The organism is Pseudomonas sp. GZJR-8 (genome assembly GCF_002916705.1).
GTDB lineage: Bacteria > Pseudomonadota > Gammaproteobacteria > Pseudomonadales > Pseudomonadaceae > Aquipseudomonas > Aquipseudomonas synxantha_A.
In genome coordinates this window covers 103,812-125,507 of the sequence record NZ_JXSI01000001.1, presented here as the reverse complement: position 1 = coordinate 125,507, position 21,696 = coordinate 103,812, and the positions used below count along the sequence as shown (strand labels likewise).

17 protein-coding genes are annotated in these 21,696 nt (G+C 60.7%); 8 read left to right on the top strand and 9 right to left on the bottom strand.

Going from position 1 to position 21,696, the window contains the following annotated elements; genetic code table 11:
- The first annotated feature begins 240 nt into the window (after window positions 1-240).
- The 3 genes from TK42_RS00520 (at window position 241) to TK42_RS00510 (ending at window position 5,206) form a co-directional block, all read left to right on the top strand.
- Complete coding sequence (locus TK42_RS00520; protein WP_005785177.1) at window positions 241-2,658, top strand: glucose/quinate/shikimate family membrane-bound PQQ-dependent dehydrogenase; 2,418 nt, start codon at window positions 241-243, stop codon at window positions 2,656-2,658.
- A gap of 348 nt (window positions 2,659-3,006) precedes the next feature.
- Window positions 3,007-3,747 carry a 2OG-Fe(II) oxygenase gene (locus TK42_RS00515; RefSeq protein WP_248128080.1) on the top strand — a complete coding sequence of 247 codons (741 nt, stop codon included), beginning with the start codon at window positions 3,007-3,009 and terminating at the stop codon, window positions 3,745-3,747.
- 34 nt (window positions 3,748-3,781) lie between these two features.
- Entirely contained in the window at window positions 3,782-5,206 is a 1,425-nt protein-coding gene (locus TK42_RS00510; RefSeq protein ID WP_103733388.1) for a pyridoxal-dependent decarboxylase, read from the top strand.
- A gap of 35 nt (window positions 5,207-5,241) precedes the next feature.
- Here TK42_RS00510 and TK42_RS00505 read toward each other — a convergent pair whose 3' ends face one another.
- Entirely contained in the window at window positions 5,242-7,578 is a 2,337-nt protein-coding gene (locus tag TK42_RS00505) for a bifunctional diguanylate cyclase/phosphodiesterase (protein ID WP_103733387.1), read from the bottom strand.
- Window positions 7,579-7,890: 312 nt separating this feature from the next.
- On the opposite strand from TK42_RS00505, the gene lon reads away from it, so the two are divergent.
- The 5 genes from lon (at window position 7,891) to cmoB (ending at window position 13,291) form a co-directional block, all read left to right on the top strand.
- Window positions 7,891-10,311, top strand: a complete 2,421-nt coding sequence (gene lon, locus TK42_RS00500) for an endopeptidase La (RefSeq protein ID WP_103733386.1) — start codon at window positions 7,891-7,893, stop codon at window positions 10,309-10,311.
- Between the two features lie 200 nt (window positions 10,312-10,511).
- The gene (locus TK42_RS00495; RefSeq protein ID WP_032877611.1) at window positions 10,512-10,901 is read left to right on the top strand and encodes a protease inhibitor I42 family protein; all 390 of its coding nucleotides are present in this window, start codon (window positions 10,512-10,514) and stop codon (window positions 10,899-10,901) included.
- Window position 10,902: 1 nt separating this feature from the next.
- Complete coding sequence (locus TK42_RS00490; RefSeq protein WP_103733385.1) at window positions 10,903-11,559, top strand: lysoplasmalogenase; 657 nt, start codon at window positions 10,903-10,905, stop codon at window positions 11,557-11,559.
- A 35-nt stretch (window positions 11,560-11,594) separates the two neighbouring features.
- Window positions 11,595-12,338, top strand: a complete 744-nt coding sequence (gene cmoA, locus TK42_RS00485) for a carboxy-S-adenosyl-L-methionine synthase CmoA (protein ID WP_032877613.1) — start codon at window positions 11,595-11,597, stop codon at window positions 12,336-12,338.
- Window positions 12,335-13,291 (top strand): tRNA 5-methoxyuridine(34)/uridine 5-oxyacetic acid(34) synthase CmoB, encoded by a 957-nt coding sequence (cmoB, locus tag TK42_RS00480; protein ID WP_103733384.1) that lies wholly within the window; start codon window positions 12,335-12,337, stop codon window positions 13,289-13,291. Before cmoA ends, cmoB begins: the two co-directional genes overlap by 4 nt.
- A 141-nt stretch (window positions 13,292-13,432) precedes the next feature.
- Here the strand turns inward: cmoB and tadA are convergent, their stop codons facing one another.
- From tadA to lepA, 8 genes are all read right to left on the bottom strand, one after another.
- Window positions 13,433-13,930, bottom strand: a complete 498-nt coding sequence (tadA, locus tag TK42_RS00475) for a tRNA adenosine(34) deaminase TadA (protein WP_103733383.1) — start codon at window positions 13,928-13,930, stop codon at window positions 13,433-13,435.
- A complete protein-coding gene (locus TK42_RS00470) occupies window positions 13,930-15,312 on the bottom strand; it encodes a multicopper oxidase family protein (protein ID WP_103733382.1) in 1,383 nt (460 codons plus the stop codon). Before TK42_RS00470 ends, tadA begins: the two co-directional genes overlap by 1 nt.
- Before the next feature lie 249 nt (window positions 15,313-15,561).
- Window positions 15,562-16,305 carry a pyridoxine 5'-phosphate synthase gene (gene pdxJ / locus TK42_RS00465; protein ID WP_032877617.1) on the bottom strand — a complete coding sequence of 248 codons (744 nt, stop codon included), beginning with the start codon at window positions 16,303-16,305 and terminating at the stop codon, window positions 15,562-15,564.
- A 51-nt stretch (window positions 16,306-16,356) separates the two neighbouring features.
- Window positions 16,357-17,046: a DNA repair protein RecO gene (gene recO / locus TK42_RS00460; RefSeq protein ID WP_005785148.1), complete on the bottom strand. Its 690-nt coding sequence runs from the start codon at window positions 17,044-17,046 to the stop codon at window positions 16,357-16,359.
- Between the two features lie 157 nt (window positions 17,047-17,203).
- Window positions 17,204-18,106 (bottom strand): GTPase Era, encoded by a 903-nt coding sequence (era, locus tag TK42_RS00455; RefSeq protein ID WP_005785147.1) that lies wholly within the window; start codon window positions 18,104-18,106, stop codon window positions 17,204-17,206.
- Window positions 18,099-18,788: a ribonuclease III gene (gene rnc, locus TK42_RS00450; protein WP_005785145.1), complete on the bottom strand. Its 690-nt coding sequence runs from the start codon at window positions 18,786-18,788 to the stop codon at window positions 18,099-18,101. Before rnc ends, era begins: the two co-directional genes overlap by 8 nt.
- 152 nt (window positions 18,789-18,940) lie before the next feature.
- Window positions 18,941-19,795 carry a signal peptidase I gene (lepB, locus tag TK42_RS00445; RefSeq protein WP_032877618.1) on the bottom strand — a complete coding sequence of 285 codons (855 nt, stop codon included), beginning with the start codon at window positions 19,793-19,795 and terminating at the stop codon, window positions 18,941-18,943.
- Window positions 19,796-19,800: 5 nt separating this feature from the next.
- Complete coding sequence (lepA, locus tag TK42_RS00440) at window positions 19,801-21,600, bottom strand: translation elongation factor 4 (RefSeq protein ID WP_032877619.1); 1,800 nt, start codon at window positions 21,598-21,600, stop codon at window positions 19,801-19,803.
- Window positions 21,601-21,696: the final 96 nt, after the last annotated feature.

Genomic DNA, 21,696 nt, shown 5'->3' with positions numbered 1-21,696 from the left:
CCTTCGCAACAATCTGAAACGCTTCACCTCCCGGTCGCCCCATTTGCCGAATCTCTTCCTGCTAAAAGACAGCGCTGTCTTGAATCGACCAGCGCCGGGGGATTTATTGCCCGCCTGTGGATAACCGAGTTATCCACAGAAAAAACCAAAAATAACGATGAACCAAGCCCGAGCCGAATCGTCATCTACAGTGAGTGAAGCACGGGGTTACATAATTCCAACGTAACGGAGAAACACACTATGAGCACTGATGGTGCCTCAAGCCCAAGCCGCCTGTTGCCCAGGCTGCTGGGGGTCTTGCTGCTGATCATGGGGCTGGCCTTGCTGGCCGGCGGTGTCAAGCTGAGTATGCTTGGCGGGTCGCTGTACTACCTGCTGGCCGGTATCGGCATTGCCCTGACTGGCGTGTTGCTGCTGGCTACCCGCCGCGCTGCACTGGGCCTGTATGCACTGGTGTTGTTCGCCAGCACCGTGTGGGCCCTGTGGGAAGTGGGCCTGGACTGGTGGCAGCTGGTGCCGCGCCTGGCCCTGCTGTTCGCCCTGGGCATCGTCATGCTGCTGCCGTGGTTTCGCCGGCCATTGCTGCGTGGCCAAGCCGCGCCGTTGGGCACTGGCGCGCTGAGCGTGGCCGTGGTGCTGGCGGGCGCAACCGCCCTGGCCAGCCAGTTCACCAACCCAGGTGAAATGGTCAAGACCGGCCAACTGGACCGCGACGCGGTACCCGGCATGGCCAGCGCCGCACCCTCCCAAGCCGATGGCGACTGGAACTCCTATGGCCGTTCGGCCTTCGGTGACCGTTACTCGCCACTGGCACAGATCACTCCGGAAAACGCCCACAAACTGGTGCCGGCGTGGACCTATCGCACCGGCGATATCCCGGGCCCGAACGATCCGGGTGAAACCACCGCGGAAAACACCCCGCTGAAAGTCAACGGCATGCTCTACGTGTGCACGCCGCACAGCCAGGTGATCGCGCTGGACCCGGACACCGGCAAGGAAATCTGGCGCTTCGATCCGAAGATCAGCAGCCAGGGCGCCGAGAATTTCAAGGGTTGGGCGCACATGACCTGCCGTGGCGTGTCGTATCACGATGACGCCGCCTACGCTTCCGAACAGAGCCCGACTGGCAGCGCTAGCCCGGCTGCGGCACCGACTGCCTGCCCGAAACGCATCTTCGTGCCGACTGCCGACACCCGTCTGATCGCCCTGAACGCCGACACCGGCAAGATGTGTGAAGACTTCGGTGACAAAGGCCAAGTCGACCTGCGCGCCAACATCGGTAGCTTCGCCCCAGGCGGCTACTACTCCACTTCGCCACCGGCCGTGACCAAGAACCTGGTGGTGATCGGCGGTCATGTGACCGATAACGTTTCCATCGACGAGCCTAGCGGTGTGATCCGCGCGTTCGACGTGCACACCGGCAAGCTGGTGTGGAACTGGGACAGCGGCAACCCGGACGACACCACCCCGTTGGCCGAGGGCAAGACCTACACCCGCAACTCCCCGAACATGTGGTCCATGTTCGCCGTGGATGAAAAACTCGGCATGTTGTACCTGCCGATGGGCAACCAGATGCCCGACCAGTACGGCGGCGACCGTACCGATGATTCCGAGAAATACGCAGCGGGCCTGACCGCTCTGGACATCGACACCGGCCACGTGAAGTGGACCTTCCAGTTCACCCACCATGACCTGTGGGACATGGACGTGGGCGGCCAGCCTTCGCTGATCGACATCAAGACTGCTGACGGCGTCAAGCAAGCGGTGATGGCATCGACCAAGCAAGGCAGCATCTACGTGCTGGATCGCAGCAACGGTCAGCCAGTGGTTCCGATCAACGAAATCCCTGTACCGCAAGGCGCAGTGGCTGGTGATCGCACCTCCCCGACCCAACCCAAGTCCGACCTGAACTTCATGCCGCCGCCCCTCAAGGAGCGTGACATGTGGGGCGTGACGCCGTTCGACCAACTGATCTGCCGGATCGACTTCAAGTCGATGCGCTACGACGGCCCGTTCACCCCGCCGTCGCTGCAAGGCTCGATCGTGTACCCAGGCAACTTCGGCGTGTTCGACTGGGGCGGCATCTCGGTTGACCCGGTGCGTCAGATCGCGTTCGTGAACCCAAGCTACATGGCGTTCAAATCGAAACTGATCCCGGCAGCCGACATCGCCAAGCAAGGCCCACGCGTCAGCGAAACCGAAGGCGTACAGCCGAACAAAGGCGCGCCGTACGGTGTGATCCTTGAAGCACTGCTGTCGCCGATGGGCCTGCCGTGCCAGGCGCCAGCGTGGGGCTACGTGGCAGCGGTCGACCTGACCAACCACCAGACCATCTGGATGCACAAGAACGGCACCGTGCGTGACAGCTCGCCGGTCCCGATCCCGCTGACCATGGGCGTGCCTAGCCTGGGCGGTACGTTCACCACCGCCGGTGGCGTCGCGTTCCTCAGCGGCACCCTGGACCAGTACCTGCGTGCCTATGACGTGAAAAACGGCAAGCAACTGTGGGAAGGCCGCCTGCCAGCAGGCGCGCAAACCACCCCGATGACCTACACCGGCAAGGACGGCAAGCAATACGTGCTGGTCATGGCCGGCGGTCACGGCTCCCTGGGCACCAAGCAGGGTGACTATGTGATGGCGTTCAAACTGCCGGATTAAGCAGCACCGGCGATAAAAGCAAAGGCGGCTACCTCACAGTAGCCGCCTTTTTTTATATCCGTGTCCTGTACATCAGCCACAGGATGCTAGCGGGTATGGCAAATATCTATCCAAACCTGTCATGGTTGACAGGTTTTAACTGCGCAAAAATGATTTAGCCTCCCGCTCGAGATTGCTTTAGCTCGCGCACCGCTTACGCAATACCTGGGCGCACGGATGAAATTTTAAATGGAGCTTTTCACTATGACGGACCATAGCGCTGTACAACCAAACCTTTGTATCTCGACAAAAATCCTGGAACTGGAACAACTCGACAGTCCAAGTTTAAGAAAGCTGATCAGCGGGCAAGTGCTTGCCATTCGAGTGCCCGACTTCGCCAACGAAAAAACCAGCGCACGGCTGATTCAGAGCATCAGCGAAACCGCCACGCTGGAACAATACAGCCACGAAACCTACGAGGGCGGGCACGTCGTACAGCACTTCTATGGCGTGCATCGCTGGGGCACGCCGTTCAATTCCACCTATGGCAAGGTTGCGGGCAGTGATGCCCAACGCAAGTATTACGCTGACGCTGCCCATATGCGCAGCCTGATCGACCGTATTTGCGCCCCGCAACAACCGCCCATTCAAGACTTGATGGAGCAGTTCCAGAGCATTTGGCCGCAAGGCGCACAAGCCGCTGCATTCCAGGGCCAACCGATGTTCTGCGGGATTATCCGCGCCATGTTTCCCGAGACGGCGCACCTCTCGGAAACGGTTCCCCATGTTGATTGCCTGCCCCTGTCGATCGCGGAACTGGAACACCAATTCAGCGCCAATATTTATCTGGAAACGCCGCCATCAGGCGGAGAGTTGATCATCTGGGATACCGAGGCCTTTGCCTATGCCGAGGTCAAGCGTTTCGAAGGTGCCCAGCTACCCGAGGAGCGCTTGCAAAAGCCGTTGCGTATCCAGCCGCGCAAGAACGAATTGGTGATCATCAATACTCGCCGTCCCCATGCCATTTGCGGATTCGAATCGGGCAAACGTATCAGCATGCAGTCGTTTATCGGCTATACCGCTGGCAAACCGTTTTATTTCTGGTGCTGATACTTTTAACCCTCTTGCAAATGGACATCTTTTTATGACCCCCGAAGAATTCCGTCGCCATGGCTACGCCATGATCGACCTGATCGCAGACTATCGAGAAAACATCGAGCAACGCGGCGTGCAGCCCACCACGGTGCCCGGCGAAATCAAGGCCGCCCTGCCAGCGAGCCCGCCTGACAGCGCCGAACCGTTCGAACAGATCATGGACGATGTCGAAAAGCTGATCATGCCCGGGCTGCTGCATTGGCAGCATCCGAGTTTTTTCGGCTTCTTCCCTTCCAACGTGGAGCTGTCTTCGGTGCTGGGCGATTGCCTGAGCACTGGCCTGGGTGTGGTGGGCTTGTCCTGGCAATCCAGCCCGGCCCTCACCGAAATCGAAGAAGTGACCACCGATTGGCTGCGCGACATGCTCGGCCTGAGCAGCGCCTGGAGCGGCGTGATCCAGGACTCCGCGTCCACCTCCACCCTGGTGGCCCTCATCAGCGCCAGGGAGCGCAGCTCCGATTACGCGCTGATGCATGACGGCCTGCAAAACAGCGGCGCACCCCTGATCGTCTACACCTCGGCCCACGCCCATAGCTCGGTCAACAAGGCGGCGATCCTGGCCGGATTCGGCCAGAACCATATCCGCACCATCGCCACCGACCAACACAATGCAATGTCGCCCCAGGCATTGGCGCACGCCATCGAACAGGACCTGGCCGCCGGCAATCGCCCCTGCGTAGTAATTGCTACCACCGGGACCACAGCCGCCATGGCGATCGACCCTCTGGATGCGATTGGCGACCTGACACAACGCCACGGTGTGTGGCTGCATGTGGACTCGGCGATGGCCGGCGCTGCGATGATCCTGCCGGAATGCCGGGCACTGTGGCAGGGCATCGAAAAAGCCGACTCCCTGGTGCTCAACCCGCACAAATGGCTGGGCGCGGCCTTCGATTGCTCGGTGTACTTCGTGCGCGACCCCGAGCATTTGATTCGCATCATGACCACCAACCCGAGCTACTTGCAGTCCAGTGCCGACGGCCAGGTCAGAAACTACCGCGACTGGCGGATTTCATTGGGCAGCCGCTTCCGCGCCCTGAAGCTGTGGTTTCTGATACGCGAACAAGGCGTCAGCGGCTTGCAGGCACGGCTGAGGCGCGACCTGGCCAATGCACGCTGGCTGGCTGAACAGATCGAAAGCAGCGCGCAATGGAAACTGGTGGCCGCGCCAGCCCTGCAAACCCTGTGTATTCGCCATGAACCGCCAGGGCTGAACGGCGAGGCGCTGGATCAGCACACGCGGGCCTGGGCAGAAAAACTCAACCAGTCCGGTCATGCCTATGTCACCCCCGCCCTCCTCGAAGAGCGCTGGATGGTGCGGGTGTCCATCGGTGCATTGGGCACCGAGCGCCAGCATGTCGAACGGTTATGGACGCGGCTGCAAAGCCTGGTCGCTGAAACGCTGCCAAAGTAGCTCCCTCGCCACGGTTTAATGCTCGTCTGCTGTGTCTAAACAGACACCCGCGCACGGCGCATCCAGCGCTCGAACGCCATGGCATTCAGTGGCCGGCTGATCAGGTAGCCCTGGGCCGTGTCGCACTGCCAGTGCTTGAGCAGGGTGAGGCTGTGCTCGAACTCCACCCCCTCGGCCACGACCTTGAGGCCCAGGTTGTGGCTCATCTCGATGGTGGAGCGCACGATCACGCCGTCGCCGCTGGTGCTGTCGAGGTTGCGTATGAACGACTGGTCAATCTTCAACTCCTGTACCGGCAGGCGCTGCAACTGCGCCAGTGATGAGTAACCGGTACCGAAGTCGTCCACCGACAGGCTGATGCCGCAGCCGCGCAGTTGTTCCAGCACGCTGAGGGCTTGCTGTGGATTGTGCATGATGGCGCTTTCGGTGATTTCGAAAAGCAAATGCTCGGAGCTCACCTCGTATTGGATCAATAGCGCAGTGACGCGAATGGCCAAGTCGTCATCGACCAGGTCGTTCACCGAGATATTCACCGACAGTTGAATCACCAGGCCACGCAGCGCCCATTCGGCAATCTGGCGGATGGCCTCTTCAATCACCCATAAGGTCAGGGGCCCCATGCTGCCGGTGCGTTCGGCCAGGGGAATGAATTCTGTGGGCGACACTTGCCCAAGGGTCGGGTGTTGCCAACGCAACAAGGCTTCCGCCTGGCCCACATGGCCGTGCTTGAGGTCAAGCTTGGGCTGATAGCACAGGAACAACTCGCCTTCGACCACCGCCCGGCGCAGATCGCGGATCAGGGTAATCTGGCGTTGGTGAGCGAGGTCGCGATCAGGCTGGTAGATCTGCAAATGCCCCGGCATGGTGGCCGCGTCATGCCGAGCGATGGCGGCGCGGTTGATCAGTTCCTCGACCTGCTGACCGTCTGCGGGATACGCGGCAATACCGATGCTCACTTCATGACGCACTTCATCGTTACCGATGCGCTGGGGTTCGGTCAGCAGCCCGTACACGCGGTCGGCACGGGCGACGGCGGAGTCGATTTCGGTGTTTTCCAGCAACAGCAGAAACTCACTGCCGGCAATGCGCGCGGCGGTGTCGCTGGCCAGCAGACTCATGGACAGGCAGCGGCTGGCTTCGCACAACATTTCTTCCACACCCTGGGGGCCGAAGCCTTCGTTGATGACCCGATAGTTTTCAATCCCCAGGTACAGCAACACCACCGGCCGCCGCGCACTGATCGCACTGCCCAGACGCTCCATGGCCAGGGCGCGATTGGGCAGGCCGGTGAGCGCATCATGCAAAGCGTTATGGGCCAACTGTCGTTCGCGCACGGCGATGCCGCTTTGCATGGCATTGAAAGCGCGGGCCAAGAGGCCGAACTCATCGTGGCTGCGCACCCGCACCGGCGTGTGGTAGTCACCGGCGCCGATCCGCTCAGCGGCCCGCACCAATGCATTGAGCGGGCGTGATACACGCCGCGCAAGAAATAACGCCGCCCCCAGCGAGACCAACAGCACCGCCACGGCAATCACCAGAAACTGCCGGTCCAGCGGTGCGAAGGATTCCAGGGCGTGGTCCAGCGGGCTTTGCAGCAACACGCGCACTTCATCGCCTTCGCCGCTATTGGCCAAGGGCAACACCTGGCTGAGCACGCGCTGGCCATGGAACCCTTGGACCCGCGCCTGCGGATCGATTGACGTACCCAGCAGCAGGTCGATAACGCTCGGGCGCAAACTGCCCGGCTGGGTCGTGAAGAGCTGGCCGACATGGCCGCCTTGTACGCTGAGAAACGACACCTCAAGGTTGCTCATGGAGCGCAACTCATGGGCAAATTGCGTATCCATGGGAAAGCCCATGATCACTCGGGCGATGGGCGCGGGTTCAAGGACTTCCTTCTGCACCAGCAAGTAGGGGCGCCCAGCCATGGCGACGATCAGCATTTGCTGGCCGCTGCGGCGCGCGCTGCGCAATGCATTGGCATAAGGGAACGCCTCCCCTTGCGTCATCGCCAGCAAGGTACTGACCATGACCCTGTCATCCAGGCCCAACACGAACACTTCGCTGGAATTGACCCCCGTACCGTGGCGTCCCAGGGCCTCCAGGATCGGCACAGTTGCGCCACCGGCCACGGCCTGCTTGAACGGGCCATCGATGGTGAGCCAGTCCAACCCATATTGCAGGCGGCGGCCGCGCAGGTCCAACAAGCGCTCGAACACCTGCCGCCCTGTGTCCAACTGCACCTGGGCCTGGTTCTCCACGGCGCGGGTAGTAGCGGCCTTGACGGCGAAATACGTGGCCGCCACGACCACCAGCAACAACAGCGCCAGTACTCCGGCAATCCGGGTTTGAAAGGTGTGACGCCACTGCAATGCCGCACCCGCCGGCCGCGCTCGGCGTTCTGTGCGGTGCGTTGCGTCTCTCATATGCATCCCTGCCGGTTGCTGAGCTGGCGTCAAAAAAACGTCCATCCTTAAAGAGAATTTTGTTTAGGCTAGATTAGCTTGGACAAGGCATAAGTAAACCCAATAAATACGGCACCGTTAGCGTCATATTATTGACTAAGGCACTGAGGCAGCGTCATTTTGGTAATTTCATGCAATATGTTGCTATCTCACCCCCACCATTGAAACCACCGCTCCCCCGCCCCATCTAACCTGCATACTCCCTTATGCAGGTGCCCCATGAGCGACCAGCAAGACGTCCCTGATTACGACCTCAACGATTACGCCGACCCCGAAAACGCAGAAACCTCCTCGTCCAACACCGGCCTGGCGCTTCCTGGGCAGAACCTGCCGGACAAGGTCTATATCATCCCGATCCACAACCGGCCGTTTTTCCCGGCGCAAGTGCTGCCGGTGATCGTCAATGAAGAGCCGTGGGCCGAGACCCTGGAGCTGGTGAGCAAATCCGACCACCACTCCCTTGCCCTGTTTTTCATGGACACGCCGCCAGAAGACCCACGGCACTTCGACACCTCGGCCCTGCCGCTGTACGGCACCCTGGTCAAGGTGCACCACGCCAGCCGCGAGAACGGCAAGCTGCAATTCGTGGCCCAGGGCCTGACCCGTGTGCGCATCAAGACCTGGCTCAAGCACCATCGCCCACCGTACCTGGTGGAGGTCGAATACCCGCATCAGCCCAGCGAGCCCACCGACGAGGTCAAGGCCTACGGCATGGCGTTGATCAATGCGATCAAGGAACTGCTGCCGCTCAACCCGCTGTACAGCGAAGAGTTGAAGAACTACCTCAACCGCTTCAGCCCCAACGACCCGTCGCCGCTCACCGACTTCGCCGCCGCCCTCACCTCGGCGACAGGTAATGAGCTGCAGGAAGTGCTGGACTGCGTACCCATGCTCAAGCGCATGGAAAAAGTGCTGCCGATGCTGCGCAAAGAGGTCGAAGTGGCGCGGCTGCAAAAAGAACTGTCTGCCGAAGTGAACCGCAAGATCGGCGAGCACCAGCGCGAATTCTTCCTCAAGGAACAGCTCAAGGTCATCCAGCAAGAGCTGGGCCTCACCAAGGACGACCGCAGTGCGGACGTCGAGCAGTTCGAGCAGCGCCTGGAAGGCAAGGTGCTGCCGGCCCAGGCGAAAAAACGCATTGATGAAGAATTGAACAAACTGTCGATCCTTGAGACGGGCTCGCCGGAATACGCCGTCACGCGCAACTACCTGGACTGGGCTACCTCGGTGCCGTGGGGCGTATACGGCGCGGATAAGCTCGACCTCAAACACGCGCGCAAGGTGCTGGACAAGCACCATGCGGGCCTGGATGACATCAAGAGTCGCATCCTTGAATTCCTTGCGGTGGGCGCCTATAAAGGCGAAGTCGCCGGTTCCATCGTGCTGCTGGTAGGCCCGCCGGGCGTGGGCAAGACCAGCGTGGGCAAATCCATTGCCGAGTCCCTGGGCCGACCGTTCTACCGTTTCAGCGTCGGCGGTATGCGCGATGAGGCCGAGATCAAGGGCCATCGCCGCACCTACATCGGCGCCCTGCCCGGCAAGCTGGTGCAGGCACTGAAAGACGTGGAAGTCATGAACCCGGTGATCATGCTCGACGAGATCGACAAGATGGGCCAGAGCTTCCAGGGCGACCCGGCATCGGCGCTGCTGGAAACCCTGGACCCGGAGCAGAACGTCGAATTCCTCGACCACTACCTGGACCTGCGCCTGGACCTGTCCAAAGTGCTGTTCGTGTGCACTGCCAACACCCTGGACTCGATTCCGGGCCCGTTGCTGGACCGCATGGAAGTGATTCGCCTGTCGGGCTATATCACCGAAGAAAAAGTCGCCATCGCCAAGCGCCACCTGTGGCCCAAACAGTTGGAAAAAGCCGGCGTCGCGAAAAACAGCCTGACCATCAGCGACGGCGCGCTGCGTGCGTTGATCGACGGTTATGCGCGGGAAGCCGGGGTGCGTCAGCTGGAGAAGCAACTGGGCAAACTGGTGCGCAAGGCGGTGGTCAAGCTGCTGGATGAGCCCGACAGCGTGATCAAGATCGGCAACAAGGACCTGGAAAGCTCCCTGGGGATGCCGGTATTCCGTAACGAGCAGGTGCTGTCCGGCACCGGCGTGATCACCGGCCTGGCCTGGACCAGCATGGGCGGCGCCACATTGCCGATTGAAGCAACGCGTATCCACACGCTCAATCGCGGCTTCAAGCTCACCGGGCAGTTGGGTGAAGTGATGAAGGAATCCGCCGAAATCGCCTACAGCTACATCAGCTCGAACCTGAAGTCGTTTGGCGGTGATCCGAAGTTCTTCGACGAAGCCTTCGTTCACTTGCACGTGCCGGAAGGCGCCACGCCGAAAGACGGCCCAAGTGCGGGTGTGACCATGGCCAGTGCGCTGCTGTCGCTGGCACGCAACCAGCCGCCAAAGAAAGGCGTGGCCATGACCGGCGAACTGACCTTGACCGGGCATGTGCTGCCGATTGGCGGGGTGCGTGAAAAGGTGATTGCAGCGCGGCGCCAGAAGATCCACGAACTGATCCTGCCGGAGCCCAACCGTGGCAGCTTTGAAGAGTTGCCGGAGTACCTGAAGGAAGGCATGACCGTGCACTTCGCCAGGCGCTTTGCGGATGTGGCGAAGGTGCTGTTCTGATAGAGCTCTAGCGCCTGAACCGGCCTCATCGGGGGCAAGCCCCCTCCCACAGGGAACCGGCGTCGTGAATGACAACGCGGTCAAATGTGGGAGGGGGCTTGCCCCCGATGGCGTGAGTGGCCGCGACACATACCCTGCTTGTCACACCCTGCCTCATCTTCGGTTATGCTCGCCCTTCGTCGTGTATAAACGGAGCCTCCATGACCGCTGCCCGCCTGCTTCTCCCCTTGAGCCTTGCCCTGTTGGCCGCGTGCGCCAGTGCACCGAAGCAAAACGTTACCGTGGACAACCAGAGCGCCTGCCCGCTCCAGCTTAAAACCAATCAGAACCTGATCCTCACCTTGCCCAGCAATCCCACCACCGGCTACCGCTGGGCCATCCAGGACTCCGCTGGCGGTGTTCTGCGCGCATTGAGCCCCGAGGTCTATAGCAGCGCCGAATCCGGTGTGATCGGCGGCGGTGGTCAATCGACCTGGCGCTTCCAGGCATTCGCCCCAGGGCAAGGCCGTTTGCGCCTGACCTCCCAGCAACCCTGGGAGCCGGAAGCCGAACCTGTCGAAACCTTTGACTGCGCCATTACGGTGAACTGATATGCCCTGGCTGATCCTTGCCTTGATGGGCGCCGGTACTTTTATCTACGGCCTGGCGACTCACGCGACGCTGCTGTGCCTGCTGGTCAAGCCACTGCCGGTTCTGGCGCTGCTGGGTTGGCTGCATGACGCACCGCCTACCGACTATCGACGCTGGATCAGCCTGGGGTTGATTTTTTCCGTGGTGGGCGACGTATTGCTCGCCTGGCCGGGGGACCTGTTTATCTTTGGCCTGGGCGCATTTCTGTTTGCGCATCTGGCTTACCTCAAAGCCTATTTCAGCGACTGTCGGCGCCTGGCAATAGTACCGCTGGTGCTGGCCCTGGCTGTCGGGGCGATCCTGCTGGGCATCCTGATCTCCCACGGTTTAGGCGAGTTGCTGATACCGGTGGTGGTTTACGCGCTGGTGATCAGCGCCATGCTCTGGCGTGCATTGGCAAGGTTGGGCAGCGCGGTACCGCAACGCTCGGCACTGCTGGCGGCAGCGGGTGCGGTGTCGTTTGTGTTTTCCGATACGTTGATCGGTATCAACCGGTTTGTATTGGCCTTCGATGCGGCGCCCTATTTGTTGATCGCCACTTATTGGCTCGGGCAATGGGGCATCACCGCCTCAGCTTTCCATCAGACAACCCGCGCATCCGACGACCAACTTGGCTAAAATGCCGGCCTTTCCCCCTCGTCGCCGGAACAACCGTGAGCAAAGAACCCGATCGCCTATTCGCCCAGCCCCTGCCCCAGGTGCCGGACTTCGCCTTTAACGAGGATGTGGTGCGGGTGTTCCCGGACATGATCAAACGCTCGGTACCGGGCTACCCGACCATCGTCGAGAACCTCGGCGTGCTGGCCGCGCAATTTGCCCAGCCGGGTAGCGTGCTGTATGACCTGGGCTCGTCCCTGGGTGCCGTGACCCAAGCCCTGCGTCGCCATGTGCGCACCGATGGCTGCCGGGTGATCGCGGTGGACAACTCGGCGGCGATGGTCGAACGTTGCCGCGAATACCTCAACGGCCAGGACTCGATGTTCCAGGAGTTGCTGCCGGTCGAGGTGATCGAGGGCGATATTCTCGCGTTGCAATTTGAGCCTGCATCGGTGGTAGCGCTGAACTTCACCCTGCAATTTATCGCCCCTGACGAACGTTTGGCGTTGCTCGGGCGTATCCGCCAATCGCTGCTGCCGGGCGGGGCGTTGATCCTTTCGGAAAAGCTGCGCTTTAACGATGTTGAAGAACACGCACTGCTGACCGACCTGCATATCGCGTTCAAACGCGCCAACGGCTACAGCGAACTGGAAATCGCCCAGAAGCGCAGCGCCATCGAAAACGTCATGAAACCCGACAGCCTCGAAGAACACCGCGAACGCCTGCTGGCGGCCGGGTTCTCGAAAGTCGTGCCGTGGTTCCAGTGTCTTAACTTTGCCTCGTTGATTGCCTTGCCATGATTGATTTATCCCCCCTCGCCCGCCATCTGGTCGGCACTCCTTTGGCCGTTTGGGCCCAGGGCCTGCAAGCGCAGCTCGACAGCAAGATGGAAAAAGGTCACGGCGACCTCGAGCGTTGGCAGAGTGCTTTGGACGCACTGCCGAAGATCCAGCCCAACGAAGTCGACCTGTTGAACGGTCTGGTGCTGGACACCGATTGCGACGACGAAACCCGCGCCCGGATGCACTCGGCACTGATGGGGCTGAGCCCATGGCGCAAAGGCCCGTTCCACCTGTTCGGCGTGCATGTGGACACCGAATGGCGTTCGGACTGGAAGTGGTCGCGGGTTGCGCCGCACTTGAACTTGAAGGGCAAACGCATCCTCGATGTGGGCTGCGGCAACGGTTACTACATGTGGCGAATGCTCGGCGCGGGCGCCGACAGTGTGATTGGCGTGGACCCCAACTGGCTGTTCTTCTGCCAGTTCCAGGCAGTGCAACGTTATCTGTCTGAGCCCAAAGCCTGGCACCTGCCGTTCCCGTTCGAAGACTTGCCGGCGAACCTGGAAGGCTTCGACACGGTGTTCTCCATGGGCGTGTTCTACCATCGCCGCTCGCCGATCGAGCACTTGCTGGCGCTCAAAGACACCCTGGTCAAGGGCGGCGAGCTGGTCCTGGAAACCCTGGTGGTGGAAGGCGATCAGCAGCAGGTGCTGGTGCCGGAAGACCGTTATGCACAGATGCGTAACGTGTGGTTCCTGCCCTCGGTGCCGGCGTTGATGTTGTGGCTGCGCCGTGCCGGGTTCAGTGAGGTGAGGTGCGTGGATGTGAGCGTGACCACGGTTGAGGAACAGCGTGGAACAGAGTGGATGAAATATCAGTCGCTCAGTGACTTCCTCGACCCCGAAGATCACAGCAAGACCATCGAAGGGCTGCCGGCGCCGATGCGGGCGGTGATCATCGCCAAAAAGTAACCCCGATCTCCCTGAAGAAACACAGGGCCAAATGTGGGAGGGGGCTTGCTCCCGATAGCGGTGTATCAGCCATAAATGTGGTGGCTGACACTCTGCTATCGGGAGCAAGCCCCCTCCCACATTTTTTGTTCTCAGTGTTCTTTAGAGTGGTGGTTTAGCTCGGCGAGCCTTGAAGAACTCGCTCAACACCGTGCCGCACTCCTCGGCCAGCACGCCGCCTTCAAACAGTACCTTATGGTTGAGAAAGCCCTGGGTAAAAAACTGCCCCTGGCTCTGCACAATCCCGGCCTTGGGCTCCAGTGCGCCATACACCACCCTTGCGATGCGTGAATGCACGATCAACCCGGCGCACATGCTGCACGGTTCCAGGGTCACATACAGCGTGCTGCCCACCAGGCGATAGTTGCTGATGGCTTGCGCAGCGGCGCGGATCGCGACCATTTCGGCATGGGCGCTGGGGTCGTTGCCGCTGATCGGGCAATTGAAACCGCGGCCGATGATTGCACCATCCTGCACCAGCACCGCGCCCACCGGCACTTCGCCCAGTGCGGCGCCTTGGGCGGCCAGGGCGAGGGCTTCGCGCATAAAGTCCTGGTCGCGGCTGCGGTCGATAATCGCGCCGGGGCGAATCTGGCGCATCACGCCACCTCGATAGCGGCCATCAGGCCGGTTTCCATATGGTCGATCACGTGGCAATGGAACATCCACACTCCCGGGTTATCCGCCACCAGCGCCACACGGGCGCGTTCGTTCTTGCCCAGCAGGTAGGTGTCGGTGAAATACGGGATGACCTTGTGGCGGTTCGACGCAATCACCTTGAAGCTCATGCCATGCAGGTGGATCGGGTGCTGGTACTGGGTCATGTTCTTCAATTCAAAGATGTAGCTCTTGCCCTTTTCAAGCCTGGCAATCGGGCGGTCGGCACAGGTCTTGTCGGTGATGTCCCAGGCCTGGCCGTTGATCTGCCATAGGCTGGGTGGCTTACCGTTTTCGACATTGACCGACACCGAACCGACCCATTCGAAATTGAAGTTGAGTTTCTCGGCATTGGCCAGGTCCGGCTCGGCAACCGGGTTGGCCGGCAATGCCGGTGGCCACTGGGTAGGCGCATCGGTGTTGGTCACCGAACGGAAGGTGCCCAGGCGCACCGGGCCGTTGCGGATCGACAATTCTTCACCCGCCGGCGGGGCCTTGATTGCCAGGCAGATGCGCATCCCTGGGCCCAGCCAGTATTCCTTGCCCAGCGGGCGCGGCTCGATGGGGTTGCCGTCCAACGCGTAGATCTGCGCTTCGACGCCGGGGATGTTGAGGCGATAGGTCAGGGCGTTGTCGAGGTTGAGCAAGCGCACGCGAGTGATTTGCCCAGCGGGCAGGTCGATGACCGCCTGGGGCACGCCGTTGATGGTGGAGAGGCGCCCTGCAGTGCCGCCCCGCGCCGCTTCACGGGGGATACTGAACTCGACAAACGCACCTTCTTCGTCGATGTGCCAGTTCTTCAGGCTCAAGGTACGTTCGTATTTGAAACCGGTGGGTTCGCGCTCTTCCACAATCAATGGGCCGACCAGGCCACGGCCAAGTTCTTCGCTGCTGCTTACGTGGGGGTGATACCAGTAACTGCCGGCATCGGGCACGCGAAATTGGTAGTCGAAATATTCCCCAGGCAGCACCGGCAATTGCGAAACGTAGGGCACGCCGTCCATTTCCAGCGGCAGGCGGATGCCGTGCCAGTGGATGGTAGTGGCGACCGGCAGGTGATTGATGAAACGTACCCGCAGCCATTCGCCCTGGCGCACGCGCAACTCGGTGCCAGGCGCCGAAGAGCCGAATGCCCAGGCTTGGGTCTTGTGCCCCGGTACCAGTTCCACGTCCAGGGGCGCGGCAATCAGTTGGTAGTCGCTTCCTGCGTTGGCATCGGCGACCTTGCCCAGCCAGTAACGATAGGCGCCACCGGCGCCCACACCGACGACTGCCAGGCCGGCAAGGCCACCGAGGATCTGTCGACGGGAAAACGATTGGGACACAGCAACCTCACGTATCTGCCGCAGGCCAAGGCCCGCAAAGGGCAGATACGATACACCTGCGTCGCCTAAACAGTAAGGCTTCGCATTGCCGCATGGCGCAATTGTGGATGTCGATAAAGATCAACATGTGGGAGGGGGCTTGCTCCCGATGGCGGTGGGTCAGCTAAAAACATGCTGACTGACACACTGCTATCGGGAGCAAGCCCCCTCCCACATTGTGAACTTCATTGTGGCTTATATTGTGTTTGCTCAGGTCCTGGCAGCCGCCAGAATCAAGGCTTTCATCTCGGCAACCGCACCCTTGAAACCGACGAACAGCGCATGGGCCACCAGTGCATGGCCGATGTTCAGCTCGTTGATGCCCTTGATCGCCGCCACAGCTTCGACGTTGTGGTAGTGCAACCCATGGCCGGCATTGACGATCAAGCCTTCGTTGAGCCCGCAGTTCACGCCGTCGATGATGCGTTGCAGCTCGTCGGCCACTTCGGTCGGGGTGGTGGCGTCGGCGTAACGGCCAGTGTGCAATTCGATGGCCGGGGCACCGACCCGGCGCGAGGCTTCGATCTGGCGCTCGTCGGCGTCAATGAACAACGAGACTTCACTGCCGATCTTCGACAGGCGCTCCACCGCGGCCTTGATCCGCGCTTCCTGGCCAGCGACGTCGAGGCCGCCCTCGGTGGTCAGCTCCTGGCGGGTTTCGGGCACCAGGCAGATATGCGCCGGGCGAATGCGCTCGGCAAACGCCATCATTTCTTCGGTGACGCCCATTTCGAAGTTCATGCGCGTTTGCAGCACGTCCTTGAGCAGCAGCACATCACGCTCCTGGATGTGGCGGCGGTCTTCGCGCAGGTGCACGGTAATGCCGTCGGCGCCCGCTTCTTCGGCGTCCAGCGCGGCCTTGACCGGGTCAGGGTAACGGGTGCCCCGGGCCTGGCGCAGGGTGGCGACGTGGTCGATGTTGACGCCAAGAAGAATGCGATTGCTGGTGGTCACGGAAGCGCTCCTGAAAAGGGAAAGAATCGGTGCACAGCATACACGGGGATGTCAGGGCTTTCGAAACAACTCGCGACTGACCAGCGGTCGCCCGCCCAGGTGCACGGCAAGGGCCTGGCGCATCAGGCGCTTGGCGGCGGACAAGGCGCCCGGCGCGCTCCAGTCCGCGTCGCTCATGGCCAGCAGTTCGCTGCCCTGGAACAGCCCCGGCTGCAACAGGTACACGCGCTCAAGGCCCGCATCCACTTGCAGGCGGTACATGCCGTCGGCGGCGACGGGATCGCCGTGCAGGTCGTTGTGCAATTCAAAGCCATAGCCCAGGTCGTCGAGCAAGCGCCATTCGAAGGCGCGCAGCAGCGGTTCCAGGGGGCGCCCTTCAGCCAGGGCCAGCAGCGTCGCGGCGTAGTGATCGAAGACTGCCGGGTGCGGGTCTTCGGCGGGTAACAGCCGGATCAGCAGTTCATTGAGGTAAAGGCCGCTGAACAGTGCATCGCCGTTAAGCCAGGCAGAGGTGCCGACGCTTTCCAGGCGGCCGACGTTTTTCAACTCGCCCTTACCGCGAAACTCCACATCCAGGGCCACGAAGGGCCGCGCCAACGTACCTGCCTTGCCCCGTGCGCTGCGCAGCACCGCACGCAGGCGGCCTTGAGGCGTGAGGAAGTCCACCAGCGCGCTGGTCTCGCGGTAGGCGCGGCTGTGCAGCACGTAGGCGAGTTGGCTGGGAGGTGGGGATTGAGACATGGGAACTCACTGCTGGAATGCAATTTTTAAAACCACACAACCTAATGTGGGAGGGGGCTTGCTCCCGATGGCGGTGGGTCAGTTAAACAAATAAGTGACTGACCCTCCGCTATCGGGAGCAAGCCCCCTCCCACATTTTTTCAGACCTGCGGTGTTCTTAAAGGTCGCCATAGCCCAGTGAGCGCAACGCACGCTCATCATCTGACCAGCCACCCTTAACCTTCACCCACAGGTTAAGCATGATCTTGGAGTCGAACAGCAGCTCCATGTCCTTGCGCGCTTCGGTGCCGATGCGCTTGATGCGCTCGCCTTTGTCGCCAATGATGATTTTCTTCTGGCCGTCACGCTCGACGAGGATCAGCGCATGGATATGCAAGGTCTTGCCCTGCTGCTTGAACTCTTCGATCTCGACGGTGATCTGGTACGGCAGCTCGGCACCCATCTGGCGCATGATTTTCTCGCGTACCAGCTCGGCGGCGAGGAAGCGGCTGCTGCGGTCGGTGATCTGGTCTTCCGGGAAGAAATGCTCGTTTTCCGGCAGGTAACCGGCGATCACGCGCTCCAGGGCTTCGAGGTTGTGCCCGTGCTGGGCCGAGATCGGCATGATCTGGGCGTTCGGCAGTTGTTCCTGCAACCAGGTCAGGTGCGGCATCAGCTCGGCTTTGTCTTCGATGCGGTCGGTCTTGTTCAACGCGACGATCAAGGGGCCGGTGACGTACTGCACACGCTCGAGAACCATCTGGTCTTCGTCGGTCCACTTGGTGCGGTCGACCACGAAGATCACCACGTCGACGTCTTTCAACGCCGCCGAAGCGGTCTTGTTCATGTAGCGGTTCAGGGCTTTCTCACCGCCTTTGTGCATGCCCGGGGTATCGACATACACCGCTTGCACGTTGCCTTCAGTCTTGATGCCCAGCATGTTGTGGCGAGTGGTCTGGGGCTTGCGCGAAGTGATCGCGAGCTTCTGGCCGAGGATGTGGTTGAGCAGCGTGGACTTGCCCACGTTCGGGCGGCCGACGATGGCAACATAGCCACAGCGTGTTGCGGTTGAATCAGTCATGGCCATTCTCCACGCCCAGGGCAATCAGTGCTGCAGCGGCCGCTACCTGTTCGGCAATGCGACGGCTCACACCCTGACCTCGGCTTTTTTCGTTCAATAAGGTGATTTCACACTCCACGAAGAACACGCGGCAATGGGGCTCACCCTGGATATCCACCACTTCGTAGCGTGGCAGTTCGCAACCGCGGGACTGCAGGTATTCCTGCAGGCGGGTCTTGGGATCTTTGTTGGTGTCGACCAGCGTCAGGCTTTCGATTTCAGAAGCCAGCCAGGCGACCACGCGCTCCTTGGCCGTCTCCATCCCTGCATCGAGGTAGATCGCGCCGATCAAGGCTTCCAGGGCATCGGCCAGAATCGATTCGCGACGGAAACCGCCGCTTTTCAACTCACCGGACCCCAACCGCAGGTACTCGCCCAGGCCGAAACCTCGGGCCAGCACGGCCAGGGTCTCGCCTTTCACAAGGCGCGCCCGCAGGCGCGAAAGCTGGCCTTCGCGCGCTTGAGGAAAACGCTCGAACAGCGCCTCACCGGCGGCAAAATTGAGGATGGCATCACCGAGGAATTCCAGGCGCTCGTTATTGCGCCCTGCAAAGCTGCGGTGTGTGAGGGCAAGGACCATCAATTCGGGGTCCTTGAAGGTGTAGCCGAGCTGGCGCTCGAGACGACTTAGAGAAACGGTCACGGTTTATCCATATCTAGTTGGTGGCACCGGCGGCCATCGACGATTGACGCAGTGTTCAAATTCACATCCTGATTGGTGCTGCATGGGGCCGGACGATTAATTGTCCAAACCCCAGAAAAGCATTCGGCGCTGTGTTCACAGCGCCGCCTGTATTACTTGATCAGCCCGACCCGCGAGAAGTTCGGCAGGTGGCTGAGCTTGGGTTCCGGCCAACTCATCCAGACCGCGAAGGCTTTGCCGACGATGTTCTCGTCGGGCACCATGCCCAGCAGGTCCTTGGGAATATTGGGGTCATCCCAGTAACGGCTGTCATTGGAGTTGTCGCGGTTGTCGCCCATCATGAAGTAGTGCCCGGCGGGTACTTTCCACTGGCCATCAGGCATTGCGCGGTAGCGGCTCATTTCCTTGCGGATCTCGTGCTCTACCGCACCGAGTTTTTCCTGGTACAGCTCGGCGCTGCCCAGGGTGTTCGGCTCGGCGCCCAGCAGCTTCTCGGCCACCGATTCACCGTTGATGAACAGGCGCTTGTCGCTGGTGTAGCGCACCACGTCGCCCGGCAGGCCGACTACACGCTTGATGTAGTTGACGTTAGGGTCGCTCGGGTAGCGGAATACCATCACATCGCCGCGCTGCGGGTCACCAACCTCGATGACTTTCTTGTCGATCACCGGCAAGCGGATCCCGTAGGAAAACTTGTTCACCAGGATAAAGTCGCCCACGTCCAGGGTCGGCTTCATCGACCCGGAAGGGATCTGGAACGGCTCCACCAGGAACGAACGCAGCACCAGCACGATGAACAACACCGGGAAGAACGACTTGCCGTATTCAACCAGCAAGGGCTCTTTGTTCAGCTTCTCGATCACCACCGCATCGGGCTGGCTGACGCTGCCCTGATAGGAAGCAATGGCCGACCGCCGACGCGGGGCGAAGAACACCAGATCGAGCAACGCCAGGAGGCCGCAAACGGCGACGGCGATAACCAGCAACAGCGGGAAATTTAGTGACATAGGACCTAACTATCCAACCTGAGCACCGCAAGGAAGGCTTCTTGTGGAACTTCCACGTTACCTACTTGCTTCATGCGTTTTTTACCGGCCTTTTGCTTCTCAAGCAGCTTGCGCTTACGGCTTACGTCACCGCCGTAGCATTTGGCCAGTACGTTCTTTCTGAGAGCCTTGACGGAAGTCCGTGCAATGATCTGCCCGCCAATGGCGGCCTGGATCGCAACGTCGAACATCTGGCGCGGAATCAGTTCTTTCATCTTCTCGGTCAGTTGGCGACCTTTGTAGTGCGCGTTGTCCTTGTGCACGATCAGTGCCAAGGCATCTACCTTGTCGCCGTTGATCAGCACATCCAGTTTCACCAGATTAGCCGATTGGTAACGATCGAAATGGTAATCCAGCGAAGCATAGCCGCGACTGGTGGATTTGAGACGGTCGAAGAAGTCCAGGACCACTTCGTTCATCGGCATATCGTAGGTCACTTGCACCTGGGTACCGAGGAACAGCATGTCGCGCTGTACGCCACGCTTCTCGATACACAGGGTGATGACGTTGCCCAGGTGCTCCTGCGGGACCAGGATATTGGCCCGCACGATTGGCTCACGCATGTCTTCGATGGCCGACAGATCCGGAAGCTTGGACGGGTTGTCGACGTAAATCGTTTCACCGGTTTTGAGCAACAGCTCGAAAATAACGGTCGGCGCCGTGGTGATCAGGTCCAGGTCGTACTCGCGCTCAAGACGCTCCTGGATGATTTCCATGTGCAGCATGCCCAGAAACCCGCAGCGGAAGCCGAAGCCCAGGGCGTCGGAGCTTTCCGGGGTGTACTGCAACGACGAGTCGTTGAGGGTCAGCTTTTGCAGCGCTTCGCGAAAATCCTCGAAGTCGTCGGAGCTGACCGGGAACAGGCCGGCGTAGACCTGTGGCTGGATACGCTTGAAGCCGGGCAGTACGTCGACGTCGGGCGTGGAGCTCAGGGTCAGGGTGTCACCCACCGGTGCACCGTGGATGTCCTTGATACCGGCGATGATGAAGCCTACTTCACCGGCTTTCAGATCAGTGGTGGCGGTGTGCTTGGGGTTGAATACACCGACGCTGTCCACCAGGTGGATCTTGCCGGTGGACTTGACCAGGATCTTGTCGCCCTTCTTCACACGGCCATGGCGCACGCGGACCAGGGAGACAACGCCCAGGTAGTTGTCGAACCAGGAGTCAATGATCAACGCTTGCAGCGGATCTTCGTAGTTGCCGGTCGGCGCGGGAATGGTGTGCACCAGGCGCTCGAGTACTTCGTCGACACCCAGGCCGGTCTTGGCGCTGCAGGTGACGGCGTCGGTGGCGTCGATGCCGATGATCTTCTCGATCTCTTCCTTGACACGCTCAGGCTCGGCCTGGGGCAGGTCGATCTTGTTGAGCACGGGCATGACTTCCAGGCCCTGCTCGATCGCGGTGTAGCAGTTGGCAACCGACTGCGCCTCGACGCCCTGGCCGGCGTCGACTACCAGCAAGGCACCTTCACAGGCCGCAAGCGAACGGCTGACTTCATAGGTGAAGTCGACGTGGCCCGGGGTGTCAATGAAGTTCAGCTGGTAGGTGATGCCGTCTTTGGCCTTGTAATACAGAGTAACGCTGTGGGCCTTGATGGTGATCCCGCGTTCGCGTTCGAGGTCCATGGAGTCCAGTACCTGGGCTTCCATTTCACGCTCGGCAAGGCCGCCGCACATCTGGATGAATCGATCGGCCAGCGTCGACTTGCCATGGTCAATGTGGGCGATGATGGAGAAATTGCGGATATGACTCAAATCACTCACGGATCAACACTCAAAAAGGCTGCAGGCAGATTGCCCGCTGAAAAATAGCCGGGAATTGTACCTGATGCTCAGGCCAGACGTCATCTTTGCTGACCA